Below are 19,197 nucleotides of genomic sequence, written 5' to 3'. Positions count from 1 at the left end.
ACAGAAGTCGTCGGCGATTATCGGCAACAACTCCCGACATGCAACTAGGGTGCCTGTACCCCGGTCGCCGCCGTATACACTCGATAAAGCGATCGTGTCGCAGCTATGAACAGTTGATTACGTTTCGGTCCGCCAAAGGTGAGGTTGGCGACCGTCTGCGGTATCTTGATCTTGCCGATCAAACTGCCGTCCGGCGCGAAACAATGAACGCCGTCGCCAGCGCTTGTCCAGATGTTGCCGTCGACGTCGGCCCGGAAGCCGTCCGGAATGCCGGTGTCGATGTTGCAGAAGACTTTGCCGTTTGTGAGTTTCTTGCCATCCACGACATCAAAGACACGAATGTGCCTGGGAGCGCTGACGTCGTGGCTTGCCGCTGAGTCCGCGACATAGAGTTTCGTCTCGTCCGGCGAGAAGGCCAAGCCGTTCGGTTGGCGGAAATCATCCACCACCGCGTCTAGCTCTCCCGTCGCCGGATCGAGCCGGTAGACGTTGCGTGTCGGCTGCTCCGGCTCCGCCTTGTAACCTTCGTAATTCGACAGAATGCCGTAGGTAGGGTCGGTAAACCAGATGGTTCCATCCGAGCGAACGACCACATCATTGGGTGAATTCAACCGCTTGCCTTTATAGCCGTCGGCAAGAACGGTGATGGAGCCGTCGATCTCCGTGCGTGTCACCCGGCGGGTGCCATGTTCGCACGATACGAGCCGCCCTTGGCGATCACGCGTGTTGCCATTGGCGAAATTCGACGGCGCGCGGAAGATCGAGACATTCCCGCCGGGCACCCAGCGCAGCATGCGTTCATTCGGAATATCGCTCCAGATCAGGCATCCGGCGTCTGCGAACCAGACCGGCCCCTCTGCCCAACGGCAATCCGAATAAAGCTCCTCCAGGCCCGCGCTCGGAACGATCAGATTGCGGAAGCGCGTATCGTAGATTTCGTAAACGGACGAGATGTCGTTTGGCATCGCAATTTTCCTGTAGGGATCTTGGGGGGAGGAATTCAGCGCCCGCCAATGGGGCGGCCGCCGGCAACGAGAATGACAGCAATGATGATCAGGCCGGTGAGAACGAGCCTTGGGCCGGCGCCGAAGCCATAGGTGTTCAGCATGGAGACGACCAGAAACATGAACAATGAGGCGCCCCAGATGCCCGGCACGTTCGAATCACCGCCGGCAACAGCTGTCCCGCCGATGATGACGACGGCGATCGACATCAACAGATATTCCGCACCCATGTTGAGGGCAGCCCCGCCGGAGAAGCTCGCGAGCAGATAACCGCAGATCGACGCCAGGATGGCGCAGAGCACATAGGTCGCAAGCCGCGTTCCATCGACCGGAATGCCGGCCATGCGCGCGGCAAACATGCTCTGGCCGATCGCCGATATCCAACGGCCATAAATCGTCTTTTCCAGGAGAATCCAGGCAAGCGCCGACAGCAGCAGAGCAACAATGGCGACATTCGGTATGCCGAACACACCTGATGTGGTGAAATCAGCCAGATACTCGGGCGGCTTGATGCGCAGCCCGCGATTGCTCCAGATGGCGGTCGACTGAATGATGAAGCTCATGGAAAGCGTCGCGATGATCGGCGGAATGCGCAAAAGCTTGATCAGCGCGTAGTTGCCAAGGCCGATGCCAAGGCCGATCACGACCGACACCAGCAGACCCGGCACGATCATGCTGTCTTCGACATTCATGAGCTTCAGCGCGATCGTACCGGCAAGCGTCATGGTGGCCGGTACGGAAAGATCGATATTGCCCGGCCCGAGCGTGATGACGAACATCTGCCCGATGCCGACGATGACGGAAAATGCCGCAAAGGTGAGAGCGGCCTGCGACAGACCGATGGAGCTGGCGCCGCCGGTGAAGAGAACGGTGATGATCCACACCGCGGTTGCCGCGACGAAGGACCAGATCCAAGGTTTGCGGCCAAGCGCACGAAGAGCGATCATGATTGTTTCTCCCGCTTTTCGACGCGATTGAGCAAGAGCCTGAGGGCAAGGACGATGATCAGGATCGCGCCCTGTGCGCCGATCTGCCAGTCGGGCGAGATGCGCAGAAACGACAGGAAGGAGCCCGCCAGGGTCAGCGTCAGCGCGCCGATGACGGCACCCACCGGAGAGACGCGGCCGCCGGTAAACTCTCCACCGCCGAGGATTACGCCGGCGATCGACAGCAATGTGTAACGCAGCGCGATATTCGCATCCGCCGAGGTGGTGAGACCCACCAGGGCAATCCCGGCAAGTACCGCGAAGAGGCCCGCCAGCGCATAGGCCGCAGCACGCAGGCTGACGACGGACCAGCCGGCCCGCTGCAGCGATCGCTGATTGCCGCCGACGCCGCGGATCAGCACTCCGAAGGAGGATCGCATGACGATCAGGTGGGAAAACACCGCGATGACGATGCTCGCTATGATCGCCATGGGAACAAGCGGCGGCTTCGAGGTCATCAGCCAGCGCGCCCAATCGGGTGCAGTGCCGCCCGGTGCCGGCAACAACAGAACCGCAAGGCCGCCCCAGACGAAGCTCATGCCGAGCGTCACCACGATCGATGGCAGATCCCTGATATAGATGACGATGCCAATCACGGCATAGACGGCAACTGCGGCCGCCAGAATGAGGATGCCGAGGAGCGGAGAAGATTGCAGATAAGTCGCCGCCACACAGGCAGTGAAGCTGACAAAGGTCCCCATCGACAGGTCGAGATCGTTGACCGACATGATCATCATCTGCGCGATCGTCGCCAGAGCAATCGGCACGGCGAGATTGAAGAGCAGATTGAGACCGATATAGCTCATGGCGCGCGGCTGCAGATAAAAGACCGCGGCGAGCAGGACGACAAGCGATAGCGCCGGGATGAGCAGGCGCAAGGTAGCGGATGATGGGCGGCTCATGCGCCCTCCCCGGCAAAGGAAGCCGCCAGCACATTTTCCTCCGTGATTTCCTCTCCAACCAACTCCGCGACGATGGCACCGTCACGAAAGACATAGGCGCGGTCGCAGAGCCGTATCTCGTCCATCTCGGTCGAATACCAGATGAAAGTGCGGCCGGACGAAGCTTCGTCGTTCAAGATCCTGTAGACCTCCTGCTTGGTGCCAATATCGACACCGCGCATCGGATCGTCCATCAGCACGATCGGCGCCGTCGTTGCCAAGGCGCGGGCAAACAGGACCTTCTGCTGATTGCCGCCAGACAAGGACAGAATGCCGTTTGCCATCGTCGGCGTACGGATTTCGATACGGCCCTTCCAGTCTGCTCCGAGGCGATCCTCCCGCCCGCCATCGACGACGGACAGTCGCGAAAAATCGCTCAGCGAGGCAATGCTGAGATTTTTCAGGATGCTCCAAAGCGGAAAAGTGCCGTTCAGGCTCCGGTCGCCGGCGACGAAAGCGATATTACCCTGCCTGCCCGGCAACCAGTTGCTCGAAAGTGACCGATGGAGATCGAGCAGCATGTCAGTCTGGCCATGACCGGCCAGACCGGCAAGTCCTATTACCTCACCCTTGCGGACATTGAAGCCAAGACCCTTGCCACCTCGCGCCGGCAGTGCAAGCAGAGGAGGCGCTGTGGTACCCTCCCCGCTCCTGCGCGTGCGGTCCTGCTCCTTGACGACACTGCCCATTGCCTGGACCAGGCTATGGACGCTGAAGTCCTGAGCAATACGATCGGCGACGACGCGACCGTCCTTCATGACGACGATGCGGCTTGCAGTCGAAAGAATCTCGCCAAGAATATGCGAGATCAGCATGACGGCACCGCCGGCCTGCACGAAGCCACGCACATAGGCCATCAATTGCGCGGCGAGCCCTGCATCGAGCGAAGACGTAGGCTCATCGAGGATGACCAGCTTCGGCTTCTCGCCAACAGCACAAAAGGTAATCGCAATCTCTACCATCTGCCGCTCGGCGATCGAGAGTTCGCCAACGGTCCGCATGACGTCGATCCTGTGGCCGGCGAAAATCTCATCGAGCTTGGCGCGAACGGTTATCGCCGCCTGCCGCCGCCAGCTCCAGCCGGCAAGGCCGCGATGGACCACTCGCATATTCTCGACAACGGTAAGATTGGGGGCGAGCGACAACTCCTGAAAGACGCAGCGTATGCCATGCGCGCGAGCTGCGTTGACGCCGTGCACAGTGCTGTCGCCGTCATAGGTGACACTGCCCTCGTGCGGGCTGAGACCGCCATTGATGACGTTGACGATCGTCGACTTGCCGGCGCCGTTATGGCCGACGAGCCCTATGCACTCGCCTGCATGAACTGTCAGATCGGCGCCATCAAGCGCTTTCACAGCACCGAAATGCACCTTGATGCCACGGGCGGAAACGACTGCCTGCGGGCCGGCATCCTGTTTCACTAAAGCATTGTCTTTGGCTGCAATCATGGATCGTCCGGTCGGGCGTTGTATCGGCAGGCGCCGCCTTTTCATCGGCGGCGCCAGTCTCTACGGTCTGCAGATATCGGTTACTTCGCCGCAGCGATGACCTTCTTGGCGTCGTCGAGCGTGTATTCGACATTCGCGACTCCGCCTGCCTGGGTGGTGGCGAGATTGGTTTCGAGATTGTCCTGGTCGATGCGCAGGAACGGCACGACCAGATCCTTCTTCACCTCTTGACCATCCAGGATTTGCTGGGCGACCCAGAAGGCAAGCGTCGAGACACCGGGCGCGATCGAGACCGACATGGTCTCATAACCGCTGGCGTCCTTTTCCTTCTTCCACCAGGCAAGCTCGTCCTGCCGATTGCCCATGACGATCGTCGGCATCGGACGCTTGGCGGCGGCAAGGGCCTGGGCCGCACCATAACCGTCACCGCCCTGGGTCACGACAGCAGCGATATCGGGAAGGCTCGGCAGGATGCCGGCAACGGCCCGCTGGGCGACATCCTGTGCCCAGTCGCCATGCACCGAACCGACGATCTTGAACTGCGGATATTTGGCTGCCGCCTCGTGGATACCCGCCGAGATCTCGTCATCGACCGAAACGCCGGCTAGTCCGCGGATTTCGAGCACGTTGCCGCCCTTCGGCATCTTCTTGGCGAGATATTCAATCTGGCTTGCGCCCATGCCCTTGAAGTCGACGGCGATGCGCCAGGCACAGGGTTCGGTGACGATACCATCGAAGGAAACGACGACGATCTTGGCATCGCAGGCTTCCTTGATGGCACCGTTCAGCGCCGTCGGCGATGCAGCGTCGATGACAATCGCATCATAGCCCTGCAGGATCATGTTCTGGATTTGGGCAGCCTGCTCGGTCGCCTGGTTTTCCGCCGTGGTGAACGGATCGGCAGCGGCCACGACACCGGTCTTGACAGCTTCGCCCGTCACCTTCTGCCAGCTGGTCAACATGGCCTGGCGCCAGGAATTGCCGGCATAGTTGTTCGACAATGCAATTTTCTTGGATGACGTATCGGCAAAGGCAGCACCCGGCGCAGCGACGCAAGCGATGACGGCGGATGCCATAAGCATCTTGGCAATATTCATTTTTTCCTCCCAAAGAGCCTGTACTTCATCTTCCAGGCCAAGATTTTCGAACGCGCTCCTCAACGAACGATCGAAAATAATATTTGCACTGAAGGTTCCCCTGTCAGTAGAAACAGGATGTCCGAGATTCTGACGCTTGTACAGGCGCTTAAAGGGCGAGACCCTGCGGGATCCCGCAGAAAAGATGCGCAAATCCGCAAGACGGATCGCTCGGATCGGCGCTTAATAGCGTCCGAAATTTGCATGCTGCGAACGGCCGGAGGAGCATAGGTCGACGCATTGCCTGGGAGGGCTTGTCTTGCGCGATCTAGCGCCGCAATCGGTCTTCGACCACTATCTCAACATATCAAGGCTTCTTGCCGGCCAGCTCGACTTTCACTCGGTCATCCGGGCGGTCGCCGCCGAAATCAGCCATGTCATCCCGCATGATCATCTCGATGTCTGCATCATCCTGATGGACGAGCAATTTCATACCGCCTACGAGAGCGGATTGGAGACAGATTGGGGTCGCCGTTTTCCGGCGCCTGTGAGCAATAGTCCCATCCGCACGCTTCTCTGGGGTGAGACTGACTACCTGCTGACCGACGATGCCTGGAGCGATCCGCAATTCCATTTTCAAGGCGCTTTCTCGCATCCGATCTTTCACCAATCGCTGCATAGCCGTCTGCATGTGCCCCTTAAAGTTCAGGGCCATGTCATCGGCGCTTTGTCCTGCTCAAGCCACCAGACAGGCCTCTACACCATGCAGGATATCGAAAGTGCTCGTGTGATAGCCGACCTTCTGGCACCCCATTTCTTTGCCATCCGCGCCGCCGACCAGGCCAAGCGATCGGCGATCGTGGAAGCCGAGGCCCGTGCTCGTGAAGAGGGTTTGCGCCTCGGCGCCCTGAAACTGACCGAGGCACTGGAGGCCGAACGGCAGCGCATCGGGATGGACCTGCACGACCAGATTCTCGCCGATCTGACCCGCCTCTCCCGGCGTCTGGAACGACTTGCCCGTCAGCCTGATGTCACCGGTGAAGCGCTTGAGCCGCTGTTTCGCGGTTTGCAGCACAGCATGCACGATCTTCGCCAGATCATCGAGGAAGCCAAACCTTCGGTCCTTCAGCTTTTCGGTTTTGCGCAGGCGGTGGAGAACCACCTCGAACGGTCGATCCAGGAGAGCGAAGCCACTTTGGCCTGGGTCCTGAACGATGAGACTGGCGGCGCCATCGACTGCCTTGAGCAATCGGTGTCCATTGCGCTTTTCCGCATCGCGCAGGAGGCCATCAATAACGCTATTCGTCACGCCCAGGCTGGCAGCATTTCGGTTCATCTGAAAGCGGCCGGGGGGGCGATCACCATCGATGTCATGGATGACGGCATTGGACTTGGAAATACCCGCAGATCATCGGGCGGAGGTATCGAAAACATGCGGACGCGTGCGCGCTTGATTTCCGCGCGCTTCGCGATCAAGGCGGCGGCTGCGTCCGGTGGAACAACCGTCAGCGTCAGCCTGCCGGCCAAGGCGCAATCGGTGGGAGGCGCGGCGGCATGAAGGTTCTGATCATCGAGGACGATCCGCTTCATCGCTCCTATCTCAATGAAGCGATCCGTGCGGCACTTCCCGAATGCGATGGCGTGCTGGAGGCGGAAAACGGCAATGCGGGCGAACGGCTGGCGCGGGATTTGAAGTCCGCTCACATCGTCATGGATCTGCAGATGAGCCAGCGCAATGGCATCGAGGCGGCCCGCACCATATGGAAGGAGCGACCGGAGACGCGCATTCTCTTCTGGTCGAACTATTCGGACGAGGCCTATGTTCGCGGCGTCTCCCGCATCGTCCCCGTCGGTGCCGTCTATGGCTATGTCCTCAAATCGGCCTCCGACGACCGCCTGAAGCTGGCGCTTCGCAGCATCTTTATCGAAAGCCAATGCGTGATCGACCGCGAAGTGCGCGGCATGCAGCAAAAAAGCCTCGGCAATGTCAATGGTTTCACCGAGGCCGAATATGAGATTCTGATCGATATCGCGCTTGGATTGACCGATCGCGCAATCGCCCAAAGGCGGAACCTCTCGGTTCGCAGCGTCCAGAACCGATTGCAGCAGCTATACGTGAAACTCGGCGTCTATCAGCCGCTCGGCGGCCAGGATGATGAAGGGCGGTTCAATCTCAGAGCGCGCGCGGTTGCCGTGGCGTTTCTGAGAAAACTGCTCAATCACAGCGCGCTCGAACGTGCGGAAGCCGATCTTTCCGCCTGGCTCGCGCGCCAACCACATGATTGAAAGAGAAGCCAGCCACCAATGTCGATCCTGCTTGACGTCTTCCCTCGAATAATTGTCTATTGCTAGCAATAGACATTAATCCAATCATACGGAATTTCCCATGTCCGCCGTTTCCCCCGTTATCCTGCTCAATCCCATCGATGATGTCGCCGTCGCTCGTGCGATGATCCGCGCTGGTAGCCCGACCGGCATTAACGGCTTGATTGCTGCAGATCAGATCCCGCGCGGCCACAAGGTTGCGGTCCGCGACATCCAGGCAGGTCAAGAAATCCGCAAGTTCGGCCAGCCGATCGGCATTGCGACGCAGTTCATTCCAGCGGGCGGCCATGTTCACCTGCAGAACCTGGCGGTGATCGAATCCGATCATCCCTACCAGTTCAGCGTCGATATCGAAGAAGCGGGCATGCTGCCACGCGAGGACTGTCGGACCTTCATGGGCTTCGACCGCGGCGCCGGCGGGGTCGGTACCCGCAACTTCATCGGCATCATCACGACGGTCAATTGCTCGGCGACCGTCTCCAAATATATCGCCGAGCATTTCAATCGCACGGGTGGGCTTGACGGCTTCGACAATGTCGACGGCGTCGTGGCGCTGACCCATGGCGGCGGCTGCGCCATCAACACCCAGTCAGAGGGTTATCGTTATCTGGCCCGCACTCTTCAGGGCTATGCGCGGCATCCGAACTTCGGCGGCATCCTGATGATCGGTCTTGGCTGCGAAACCAATCAGATCGCACCCATCCTGGAGCACTACAAGCTCGAAGAAGGAAACCGGCTGCGCACCATGACGATCCAGGATCTCGGCGGCACGCGCAAGACGATCGCAGCAGCTTCCGAAATGATCAAGGACATGTTGCCAGAGGTGAATTCCGCCAAGCGCACCGTTCAGCCGCTCTCGGGGATCAAGCTCGCTTTGGAGTGCGGCGGCTCGGATGGCTATTCAGGCATTTCGGCCAATCCCGCGCTCGGATATGCCTCCGATCTTCTCGTACGCAATGGCGGCACTTCGGTTCTGGCCGAAACGCCTGAGATCTACGGGGCCGAACACCTCCTGACGCGCAGGGCGGTTACTCCTGCCGTCGCCGAAAAGCTGCTCTCCCGGATCGATTGGTGGCGTGACTATACCCGCCGCAACGGCGCCGAGCTCAACAACAACCCCTCTTATGGCAATAAGCTCGGCGGATTGACGACGATCCTAGAAAAGTCTCTCGGTGCGGTCGCCAAGGGCGGTTCCATGCCGCTGAAGGCCGTCTACGAATATTCGGAGATCGTCGATGAGCCCGGATTCGTCTTCATGGACACGCCCGGCTACGATCCGGTTGCCGTCACCGGCCAGGTCGCCGGCGGCTGCAATGTGATCTGCTTTACCACGGGCAGAGGCTCAGTCTCCGGCTTCAAGCCGGCGCCTTGCGTCAAGATCGCAACCAATACCGAGATGTACAACCATATGCGCGAGGATATGGACATCAACTGCGGCGACATCGTCAGCGGCGACGATACGATCGAGGCGGCCGGCGAGCGGATTTTCGAGGAGATCATCGCTGTCGCCTCCGGCAAGAAGACGCTGAGCGAGACGTTCGACTATGGCGACAATGAATTCGTTCCCTGGCAGGTCGGCGCCATCACCTGACGCCGTCCCGAACTAAAACATGCCGCGCAAAAGTGTGCAGCGGTTTTGCAACAACGACATGCGCAAAATCAAAGGCCTAAGGCGCGAGAAGCGAATCTGAAAGATCGCGACGCGCTTTAGGTAATGAAGCTGTACTCGTCCGGCTGATAGTGCTCACGGATATAGGCGGCACGCGCCTGCACATTGGGCTGCGAATTGCTTATGTGATCGCGCATTGCTTTCTGCAGTCCCTCCTCGTCGCGCTTTTGCACCATCTTGAAGACCCCGATATGCTCGGCGAGGAAGGGCTCGTATTCCGGCATCTTGATGCGGCTGCCGACGACATGCTTGCTGAGCGTGAGGATGCATTGTGTCCGCTTCAGGATGCTCAAGAACTCCTTGTTCGGGCAGGCTTGCAGGCTGCGCAGATGAAGGTCCAGCTCCAGCTCGTACATAGTCGAGGCAGAAACATCGGGGTAATCCGCGAGCGCCAGCGACAACCGCGAAAGCATCGCTTCGACGTGCTCTTCGGAAAGTCCGCCCAAGGCGCTTGCGAGCGCCACCGGCTCGATCTGTTCGCGCACCTCGTAGAGGTCGCGAATGCGCTGACCGTCGAGCGGCACGATAGACCAACGGAAATTGTCGTCCTTCTCCGTGATGCCGAGCGTCTCCAACTTCAGCAGCACATCGCGCGCCACGCCACGCCCGACGCCGAAATGGCGTGCAAGCTCGTTTTCATTGATGCGATAGCGGCCGAAGAAAGAGCGATAAACGACGATGCGTTCGACATCCTCGTAGAGCGCCTGCCAGGCGAACATCGGCCTGTCGCCATCTTCGTCGAAGAGCTTGCCGAGATAGTCACCGAGCTTGACCCGCTTCGGCGGTGTGCCCGATGCGCCGACGATAAAGCCGCGACCATCGAACCGGGCAATGAGGCCATCTTCGAACAGGAGCTGCAGCGCCTGGCGTACCGGCGCGCGGCTGCTGTCTATCAGATCTGCAAGGGCTGCCTCGGTCAGCACAGCGCCCTCGGGCACCGTTCCGTCAAGAATCTCGGCCTTCAGTCGCCCAAAGAGCTCCTCATAGAGACTGGTTTTGCGCGGACCGCTATTCCCCAACCGTGATATGCCCATATGATCCCATGTTTCGCGTCCGAGACGGCCCCATGAAGAGCATCTCGCCAACAATAGAAGTGCAGCAATTCCAAAGCGTCTTCGATACTTGGCGGAAAAATTCGATTACTTTCTCACCCATGTTCAAAACCACTGACGTAAACATCCATAACACGCTTCCAGTACTTCCATGAAAAATCCGATGTGGATGGTCGGAGCCGAAATTCGCCTGATCGCGAATGGCGTCCGACACATCCAGGATTCCGGCGTTAGACGTTCATTGCCATCGAACCTCCTTGGCTCCAACCACCAAACCCCACTCATCAAGAGGCGTCAGCAGGAATGTTTTTTACTGAATAAGGGAAGCCAAGCCGATACCAATCATGCAAATCAGCAGCCCCGCAGAGATGAAAAACAGGACCAGAGGCGTGTAACTCGACATCGGGTCCCCCTTTCGAAGTTACTCTGCGTGTCGTCGTGGAATGAAAACAAATTACCCTTCCTGGGTATTGAAGTGGCTCAAGGCATTCCGCTCCTCGTCAGAACCGAACAAAGCTCGTCATCTAAGTCTACGCGGGCGTGCGCTTTTGGTTCCGTCAATCATCAGGATGTGCAGGCAAATGGATGATGCCGATGGACTGACTGCTCAAGTCCCGAGATCATCGAACGCTCTGACACCCCTCTGGTCTGGGCGGGTATCGAGCTGGGCACCGATGACGTAGCTGCAAGCGCCGACCTCGCCGATTGAACGGCGGGCGCGATATCCGCATATGTGGGAGGCGCTGGCCAATCCGTTTTGTAGTGCCCAAAATGAAGCGGAAAACGGATAAATGACCGCCTTCGAAGAAGCGCAAGTAGGCCTGCGCAAGATCAACAAGACGACGCTTGCACTTGGCCTGGCCGAACGCCGCCCAGCGATCTATCTCGACTTGGCACCTGATGCAGGCCGTGCATCGGCACTGGGGGCTTCCCCTTCGGCAAAACCTCGGCGCCAGAAGGAAACAACGAGATGCCGTTCGCGCGGCAGCTTCCAGCTCCGGCGCGCAAGTCTGCGCAATTCGACGAAGTCGCCGAACTCGCAGCCGGCCCAGAAATAGAGATCATCCGCTAGATTATCGACCTCCAGACGGCTCAGCGTCTCGGATAGCAGGCGGGTCGTACCTGCTTGCCTGCCGTCGCGATAAAGATAGGTCAGTTCGATATTTGGACCGCTGCGCAGCTCGTAGTGGCACTCCGGATTATCGATCTCGATGAACAGCCGGACATGCGCCGACGACGGAAGCTCTCCCAATATGCGCGCGATCGCCGGCAAGGCGGTGTCGTCACCGCAAAGGATGAGCGACTGTGCCCTCGGGATCTCGCCGCCGGCCGGCGCGAACAATCCGACAAGATCACCCGGCTGGGCATGTTCGGCAAACGAAGCCCCAGGGCTCTGTGTGTGCGTGGGATGATCGTGCAGAACAAAATCTATCTCGATCTCTCCGCGCTCGATATTGCGCGAGCGGATCGTATAGACCCTGGAGGTGAGCCTGTCCGCTCCGCCCGGCCACACGATCCTTCCATCCACTCCCAGCGTCGGCCACACCGGCGGAGAGCCTTTTGGCGGAAACAGCAGGCGGACATGCAGACCATCGGCCGCAAAATGGTGCAGATCCCGGCCGCTCAGCCGCAACCGACGCATTTGCGGCGTTACATCCGCAACCAAGACAACCCGCATCTCGCGAAAGAACGGCGGCAAAGGGCTGGTAATTTCGCCGTCCCCGGACCAATGCACAACGCCTGGACCGACGGCTGAGGAGAAATACTCGGCGACCGCCATCTTGATATAGCAGAGGTCGATGTCGTCCTTGGCCGAGACCGCAATCGAGATCTGATTGGCCTTAGCGGCAAGATCGGCGCGACCGTAGCGGGAAATGAGCGTTGCCTTTCCGGCCTCTGCCGCAACCTGCGCAAAATCGCGGAAGCGATCGGCAAAGTTTGCAACAAGCGCCTCTGCCTGATCGCTGCTGATGATGGCGTTGGATCGCAATTCTTTCTCCCGTTCCATGCTTTACCGGCCGTCGGAAAGCTGTGCCAGAACAACGGCGTTGTCATTCATTCCCCGCATCAGCAGGCCTATCGCCGGGATCGCGAGGACGGAGACGATTGCAGCGGCGGTGAAGAAGAAGGGATAGCCGAAGTGTTCGCTAATCCAGCCCGCGCCCAGGCCACCGGCCATGCTGACCATTCCATCCGCGCACTGGAAAAGCGTGAAATCGACTCCGGCCTGTTTCGGGTCGGACCAGCCCATGAACTGCGAATAGAGCGCGACGAAGCCGACGGACATCACTCCGGACGAGCTGGCAATCGCGATCGGTATGATGAAGGCCCGCGGCAGGCTGCCATCGAAGCTAAAGAGCGCGAAGGCGGCAAGAAGCATTGTCTGCAACAAAATGGCCAGGATCAGCACGGTCGTCCCGCCCCATAACCGCACCAGCATCCCGCCCAGCAGTGCGCCGCTGAAGCCGACGATCATGCTTCCGACACCGTTCAGGATGCCGATCGAGGCAAGGTCGAAACCGCGGTCGATCAGAAATGGCCCAAGCATCGACAGCCCCCATTTCTGGGCCGCCACATAGATCGCGGCGATCATCAGGCCTCTTTGCACCTGAGGGCGTTTGAGGGCCAGAAGCAGCGACGGCGCATGCGATCGCGTTTCGACCGCACTGCGACTTGCCGGCCCGAAGACGAACGGCAGCCCGAGCAGGATGACCAGCGATGCCATGGTAAAGGTCGCATAGCTCCAGCCTATCCTCTCGACCAGTATGAGAAACAAGCCGGCACCGAGTGCCGAACCGAGATAGGAACCGCCGACCTGCGCGGTATTTCCCCAGCCATGATGCTCCTTGGCGAGCGTTTCGACCGCATAGCCGTCACAGGCGATGTCCACCGTCGATGTGATCAGCGCGACCAGCAGCAGCACGCTCAACACCGGCGCCAGCGGATAAGGACCGGTAAGGCCGATCGAAACGAGGCCGGCCGCGCAAAGCAGCCCGCCGGCAAAGACGATCGACCGGGACCGGTTGCGTCCGACCGCCGGCAGGCGGAACCGTTCGACATAGGGCGACCATAGGAATTTAAAGGCCCACGGAATGACGGTAAGATAGAGCAAGCCGATTTGATCGAGCGGCAAGCCTTGTGAGCGCAGAACCGCCGGCAGGCCAAGCATGGTCAAGCCACCGATGACGCTCTGGGCGATATAAAGTCCCCCGACCGCGACGAAAACCCCGGCCGGGGACGGCGCATGGGAACCGGACGGAACCGTGGTCATCAGAAGCGATACCGCATGCTGGCGACAACCTTCCGGCCTTCATCGAAGTAGCAATAGCCAGTGGTACAGACCTGTTTGACTTCGTTCAGCAGGTTCGTTGCGTTGACCTGCAGGCGCACGCCCTCGAACGAGGGATTGAGCTTGCCGAGATCATAGCGAAGCGAAGCATCGACGAAGGTACGGGCCTTGTTGTCGAGGACCGGCGTATAGAGATTGTCGCCGAAGCTCGAGCCGACATAGCGAAGGCCGGCACCGATACCGAGACCCTCCAGAGCGCCATCCTGCACCTCATAATCCGCCCAAAGCGAGAAGGTGTGATAGGGCGAGGAGTTGAGCGTGTTGCCCTTGGTTTCCGCCGTCAGCTTGGTGATTTCCACGTCATTGTAGGAATAGGCGGCGATGAGGTTCAAGCCATTGTCGAGCGAGGCCGTCGCCTCGAGCTCGAAACCACGGGATTTCAGGTCGAGCTGCCGCAACAGGTTGAGGCCTGAAGAGGTCTCGTAAACAGTGGCATTCTTCTGATCTATGTTGAACAGCACGGCAGTGATGGAGACGTTCCGGTCCGGGATCTGATATTTGACGCCGACTTCGATCTGCTTGCCGAGTGTGGGTTCGGCCTGCTGAGCAACGCTGTTGACAGTCCGGATCACGCCCGGATTGGCGACATAGGATGTGCCGTAGCTGACATAGGGCATGATATCCCATGGCGTGACGTAGCCCAGGCCGGTGCGGAATGTCGTCCGGCTGTCGTCGCGCGAATAGCTTGCGTTGCCGGGCGCATAGTCACTCTTGTGCCAGTCGTGCCGAAGGCCGGCGGTGAAGCGCCAAGCATCGTATTCGATCTGATCCTGCGCATAGATGCCCAGCGAATTCTGCTTCTGGGTTTCGCTGTAGTTGATATCAGGCACATAGGAATAGCTGTCGGTAAACAGATCCGGACCGCTGCCCTGGCGCGAGGTGAATTTCATGTAACTGTAGTCGATGCCGGTAATGAGCTGATGCTTGAGCGGCCCAGTATCGAAATCACTCTTGAGATAGGTATCCGTGGCAAGCCCGCTATTATCCTCAAGGACGATGCCGGGATAGTCGGCAAAGACCCACTCCTGGTGCGCCGAAATGTCGGAATAACGCAGCTTGTGATAAAGGGTGACGGAATCGCTCAGCGCCTGCTCGAGTTCATAGCCGATCCGCCATTGTTTCTGCTTGAAATCGTTGAAGCGGGCATCGCCACCATAGACGGGTGTCGCGCCAACCGAGGTTCCAGCTGCGCCATATTCGTTGATGTAACCCCAGGTCCCGCCGGTCGTGGAGTTCATATATTCGCCAAGCAGCGTCAGTTTGGTATCTTCATCCGGCTGCCATGTGAGGGCCGGTGCGATATATTGCCGATCGTCCTTGATCGCCTCGATCTGGTTGCGTCCGTCACGCACCAGGCCCGTCAGACGATAGAGCAGCGTATTGTCGTCGGTGACAGGGCCGGAGAAATCGAACGCCGATTGAAGACGACCAAAAGAACCGTACTGGACCTCGATCTCGTGCAACGGTTCTTCCGTCGGCCGCTTGGAGATGATGTCAACGATACCGCCGGAGCTGCTGGCGCCATAGATGGAGGCCGATGGGCCTCGCAATGTGGCAATGGCTTCAACCCCATAAGGCTCCAGGCGGAACAGGCCGTTTGGACTGGCGATCTGCCGCAGCCCGTCGCGGAAGATGCCGGTATAGGTGAGATCGATGCCGCGAACCTTGAAGGCATCGTATCTCGGTTCGGCACCATACTGCCCCAAACGCACACCGGGCGCGTAGTTCAACGCCTCGGAAAGGTTCTGCGGCCGCAGGTCCTGCAACTGCTTTTGCGACACTGTGGAAATGGACTGAGGTGTTTCGGCGATCGGCGTATCGGTCTTCGTCGCCGTCCGGCCGGATTTTCCGACATAACCCTCCGTCTCGATGACGCCCTTGATGCCCTGGTCCTGACCCTTGATGACAAGCGGTTCGAGTACGGTCGAGCCGTCCGCCGCCACGCTGCCGGCTTCGGCCGATTGATTGGCCCGGTCGTAAATGCGCACGGTGTTCGGACCGGTGAAACTATAAGCAAGCCCCGAACCAGCGAGCAGCCGCTCCACCGCGGCCCTTGCAGGCAAATTTCCGCTTACGCCGCGCGTGCTCTTTCCGGCGGTAATTGCCGTCGGAAAGAGCAGCCGGATATTCGCCTGTCGTCCGAAGGCCAGAATTGCACTTTCCAGCGGTCCCGCCGGTATGGAAACATTGACCGTCGCCTGCCCTACCGCAGCCGGCTTATCCGTTGTTTGCGCCAAACCGACATTTGCAAATACCCAGGTGCTTGCGCACACAGTCGCTGCGAGCGCATTGCGCCTCGCCTTCCAATTCATCGATGCCACACGGCCCCCTTCATTCATCCCTGCATATGAGAGCGGCGCATCCCCGGACCCGCCATTCCCTTACGAAGAGTGAAAACGGCGGTGACCTCCTGACGTCACGCGCAAAAAATTTTGATTATTTCGAGCGGATGACCACCAGCATGTCCGTGACGCGTGTCACGGAAACCGGCAAATTGCTCTCGATGATGGCAAGAGCCTCGTCGGTATTGGTCAGATCGAAGACCCCGGACACCTTCCGGTCTGCCGCCTGCGCATCGAGAACGACAACGCGTCCATGGCGATAACGCGAAAGCGTCTGCGCCACCTTTGCCAGCGGCGCCGCGGAAAACACCAGTTTCCCATACCGCCAGGCGCTATCGTTCGCGATATCCGCCTTTGCAAGCGTCGCCCTGCCGGAGCGATCGACAGCAATGGTATCGCCGGCTCCAAGGACGGTATCGCTGCCACCCGTCTTGACCTCGACGAAACCTTCCTCGACCTGGACCATTTGCGAAAGCGAGCCCGTCGATGTCTGGACCGAATAATGCGTGCCAAGCGCGGTTGCGCTCAAACCGCCGTCGTCAACAATGAATGGGCGCAGCGGGTTCTTGGCCACATCGAAGAAGGCCTGACCGCGCAGCAATTGGATGCGCCGCTCGCCTGCGGAATAACGCACGGCAATCGCCGTGTCGGTATCGAGATCCACCTGCGTACCGTCCTCCAGCGTGATCGACCGCACCTCTCCGACATCGGTATAATAATCGGCGCGCCAGCGATCGATCAGGCCAAACTGCCCGAGCATACAGGATGTGACGGCGATCAGGCCGAACACCGCTGCCAATCCCGCTACCCTTGTCCGGGAGAGGCGGCGCGCCTTCAAACCATCAAGCGAGACCGGCGCGTCCTTGAGGCTGCCCCACAGCGCACTCATCTCGTCATAGGCAGCTGCGTGAGAGGGATGAGCGCGCAGCCAACACTGGAAATCGGCCCTGTCCTGATCCGTCGCATCGGCGGATTGCAGCCGTGCAACCCAACCGGCGGCAGCTTCAGCCAGTCGATCCTCGATTTTCTCTTTGCGATTGCGGCTCATGACTCCATTCGCCTGTCTATAGTTCGACAAAGCCATGCATCCATCCCGGCTCGCATTCCAAGAGCCGAAATGAAGTCCATCTCCTGACGTTGTCTCAGAAAAATATTTCGGCGCGAACCTTGCGGCAGTGCAGTAGCGCCCTGATGATGTGCTTTTCGACCATATTACGGGATATGCCCAGCTCCGCGGCGATCTCGCCATTGGACCGCCCGCGCAGCCGGCTGAGAATGAAAACCTGCTGGCAACGCTTCGGCAGCGCCTCGATCGCCTTCGCCATGATCAGCAAGCATTGCCGTGCATTGACGATCCTGTCCGGCAAGGGAAGCTCGTCGGGCTCTTCCATACCGGCGACGTCGGGAGCAAAGAGCGCGCTCTCCCTGGTCTGCCGGGTCAGAATGACCCGCGCGACGGATCGAGCCACCTGGAACAGATAGGCTTGTGGATTTTCGATGAGCGTCGCGTGCGAGGCCTCCAGCATTCGCAGGAATGTCTCCTGTGTCGCATCTGCCACATCATCCTTGCTCTTCAGCCTGCGACGGAAGAAGCGATGAAGCCGCTTTTCTTCGCCCGCGTGAAGGGAATACAGCATATCGGTCATCGCATACTCACGTCCTGATCCCGGCGATCCGACAGTTGATGCCGGATTCTGCGTCTGCCGCATCCGTTCGAAGTCTGCGGTCTAGCGTCATGCCCTCAATAATTCTTGAGTTTTATTATCATGTTTCGCTATACCATGTCGGCAGGGCTTGCAAGTTCCACAAAGATTTCGTCCAGCGCTCAAGGGGGGGGGACAACTTCCGCTCGGTCCGTTCAGGAGCTTCCGTTCTGCTGCGAGGACGGCCGGGACGCGTATTTGTTTCAGCCCGCGCCTTCGTCGCGCCGCCGGCCAGATTTCAATAGCGAATAGATGCCAAGATTCGTGCCTGGAGAAACGGTTTCAGACCGCAGATATTGGCCTGCCAAGCGAAACCAAGAACCGGCTCACCCAGTTGGAGATGATGCGTCGTGGACGCGCATCCGCGTTTCGAAGATCGTCCGCTTGTCATTCGGGTAATGTATTGGTCCTGCTTGCTCCGAGGCAAAGCACGTTGCTCCGACTGGCGACCTTACTGTTATTGCCTAACGGAAACCGAAGGCGGAGCGGTAGTGCCTACCTCATCGGAAAGTCTTTGCCTTGATGAAATCGGCCCGACGTCGGTGCTTTCCAATGCGTGGATAGCGCTAAGCTCGCTTGCAACGAGCTTTTGAAGCCTCCACAGGTTGATGTCCCGAATTCCCCAGGCCTCGAGATGCTTCACCGTCAGATAAAGATATTCGGCACAAGACCCTCTGGGACCGCACGCCCTTGCCAGGATGCCAGCGACAGCTTCCAATGGCAGTTTGGAGGTGACGTGCCTTCCCTTTGGACCAGCCCAGAAAACCAGTGCGCGCACAGGACCCAATTCGGTCTGCACCCATATCCATCTTATTGTCGACGCATCTTCAAGGGTACCGATTTCACGGCGAAGCATGCGCCTGATCTGAGCCAGCCGATCGCTGTCGTCCAATCTGAAAGCGATTGCCTTGCAGTATCCGCCTCGCTTGAGAGCAAGCATGAGCCCTGGTTGCGTCAGCGATCCCCGCCATCTCGTCATTCGAAGACAGAAGGAGCGGTGCCACCCCCTGATCGCTCCAACGCGTGACTCGACTGCATCGAAATCCGGCCTCCATATTAGTGAGCCATAAGCGAAGACCCAAAGCGCATCGCCTAGCGACTCCCGATATAATCGCTCCGCCAGCCCATCCAGCTCTTCGTCCGTAATCGGTATGCGAAGCGGATCGGGGCCAGCATCGATCTCGTCGCGCAAACTTAGAGCAACCAGTTCATCCGTCAGATCCATCTGCGAGCGGCCCAATGCCGTTCCGACGCTCAACTGATCCATCTCATCAACCTCCGCAGCCGCCGATCGATCCAACG

Annotated in this window: 14 protein-coding genes and 1 pseudogene; 3 read left to right on the top strand and 12 right to left on the bottom strand. The window is 59.2% G+C overall.

Annotated features, from left to right (window positions below; all coding sequences use genetic code 11):
* Nucleotides 1–44: 44 nt before the first annotated feature.
* From GA0061100_RS26420 to GA0061100_RS26400, 5 genes are all read right to left on the bottom strand, one after another.
* Nucleotides 45–965, bottom strand: a complete 921-nt coding sequence (locus GA0061100_RS26420; protein WP_075855805.1) for an SMP-30/gluconolactonase/LRE family protein — start codon at nucleotides 963–965, stop codon at nucleotides 45–47.
* 35 nt (nucleotides 966–1,000) lie between these two features.
* On the bottom strand, nucleotides 1,001–1,951 hold the full coding sequence (locus GA0061100_RS26415) for an ABC transporter permease (protein ID WP_075855804.1): 951 nt from the start codon (nucleotides 1,949–1,951) through the stop codon (nucleotides 1,001–1,003).
* Entirely contained in the window at nucleotides 1,948–2,892 is a 945-nt protein-coding gene (locus tag GA0061100_RS26410) for an ABC transporter permease (RefSeq protein ID WP_075855803.1), read from the bottom strand. The genes GA0061100_RS26415 and GA0061100_RS26410 overlap by 4 nt, the downstream gene beginning before the upstream one ends.
* Nucleotides 2,889–4,379, bottom strand: coding sequence for a sugar ABC transporter ATP-binding protein (locus GA0061100_RS26405; protein WP_075855802.1), 1,491 nt, complete (start codon nucleotides 4,377–4,379; stop codon nucleotides 2,889–2,891). Before GA0061100_RS26405 ends, GA0061100_RS26410 begins: the two co-directional genes overlap by 4 nt.
* A gap of 80 nt (nucleotides 4,380–4,459) precedes the next feature.
* The gene (locus GA0061100_RS26400) at nucleotides 4,460–5,476 is read right to left on the bottom strand and encodes an ABC transporter substrate-binding protein (RefSeq protein WP_075855801.1); all 1,017 of its coding nucleotides are present in this window, start codon (nucleotides 5,474–5,476) and stop codon (nucleotides 4,460–4,462) included.
* 298 nt (nucleotides 5,477–5,774) lie between these two features.
* Between GA0061100_RS26400 and GA0061100_RS26395 the strand changes: the two genes are divergently transcribed.
* The 3 genes from GA0061100_RS26395 to GA0061100_RS26385 all read left to right on the top strand — a co-directional run bounded on the left by GA0061100_RS26395 (nucleotide 5,775) and on the right by GA0061100_RS26385 (nucleotide 9,371).
* Nucleotides 5,775–7,013 (top strand): GAF domain-containing sensor histidine kinase, encoded by a 1,239-nt coding sequence (locus tag GA0061100_RS26395; protein ID WP_075855800.1) that lies wholly within the window; start codon nucleotides 5,775–5,777, stop codon nucleotides 7,011–7,013.
* On the top strand, nucleotides 7,010–7,741 hold the full coding sequence (locus tag GA0061100_RS26390) for a response regulator transcription factor (RefSeq protein ID WP_075855799.1): 732 nt from the start codon (nucleotides 7,010–7,012) through the stop codon (nucleotides 7,739–7,741). The genes GA0061100_RS26395 and GA0061100_RS26390 overlap by 4 nt, the downstream gene beginning before the upstream one ends.
* Nucleotides 7,742–7,841: 100 nt before the next feature.
* Entirely contained in the window at nucleotides 7,842–9,371 is a 1,530-nt protein-coding gene (locus GA0061100_RS26385; RefSeq protein WP_075855798.1) for a UxaA family hydrolase, read from the top strand.
* Nucleotides 9,372–9,487: 116 nt separating this feature from the next.
* Here GA0061100_RS26385 and GA0061100_RS26380 read toward each other — a convergent pair whose 3' ends face one another.
* From GA0061100_RS26380 to GA0061100_RS26350, 7 genes and pseudogenes are all read right to left on the bottom strand, one after another.
* Nucleotides 9,488–10,483, bottom strand: a complete 996-nt coding sequence (locus GA0061100_RS26380) for a GntR family transcriptional regulator (protein ID WP_075855797.1) — start codon at nucleotides 10,481–10,483, stop codon at nucleotides 9,488–9,490.
* 898 nt (nucleotides 10,484–11,381) lie between these two features.
* Complete coding sequence (locus tag GA0061100_RS26375) at nucleotides 11,382–12,491, bottom strand: siderophore-interacting protein (protein ID WP_075855796.1); 1,110 nt, start codon at nucleotides 12,489–12,491, stop codon at nucleotides 11,382–11,384.
* Between the two features lie 21 nt (nucleotides 12,492–12,512).
* Nucleotides 12,513–13,772 carry an MFS transporter gene (locus tag GA0061100_RS26370; protein ID WP_075855795.1) on the bottom strand — a complete coding sequence of 420 codons (1,260 nt, stop codon included), beginning with the start codon at nucleotides 13,770–13,772 and terminating at the stop codon, nucleotides 12,513–12,515.
* Nucleotides 13,772–16,162 carry a TonB-dependent siderophore receptor gene (locus GA0061100_RS26365; protein ID WP_244557963.1) on the bottom strand — a complete coding sequence of 797 codons (2,391 nt, stop codon included), beginning with the start codon at nucleotides 16,160–16,162 and terminating at the stop codon, nucleotides 13,772–13,774. The genes GA0061100_RS26370 and GA0061100_RS26365 overlap by 1 nt, the downstream gene beginning before the upstream one ends.
* 124 nt (nucleotides 16,163–16,286) lie before the next feature.
* Nucleotides 16,287–17,240: a FecR family protein gene (locus GA0061100_RS26360; protein WP_075855794.1), complete on the bottom strand. Its 954-nt coding sequence runs from the start codon at nucleotides 17,238–17,240 to the stop codon at nucleotides 16,287–16,289.
* A 94-nt stretch (nucleotides 17,241–17,334) separates the two neighbouring features.
* Complete coding sequence (locus GA0061100_RS26355; protein WP_075855793.1) at nucleotides 17,335–17,838, bottom strand: RNA polymerase sigma factor; 504 nt, start codon at nucleotides 17,836–17,838, stop codon at nucleotides 17,335–17,337.
* Between the two features lie 601 nt (nucleotides 17,839–18,439).
* A pseudogene (locus GA0061100_RS26350) lies at nucleotides 18,440–19,162 on the bottom strand (gamma-glutamylcyclotransferase); the annotation flags it as partial.
* Nucleotides 19,163–19,197 lie beyond the last annotated feature (35 nt).

This window comes from Martinezella hainanensis (assembly GCF_900094555.1).
GTDB classification, from domain to species: domain Bacteria; phylum Pseudomonadota; class Alphaproteobacteria; order Rhizobiales; family Rhizobiaceae; genus Rhizobium; species Rhizobium hainanense.
Note: the sequence above shows the minus strand (reverse complement) of the source record. Positions and strands in the feature narration are given on the sequence as shown.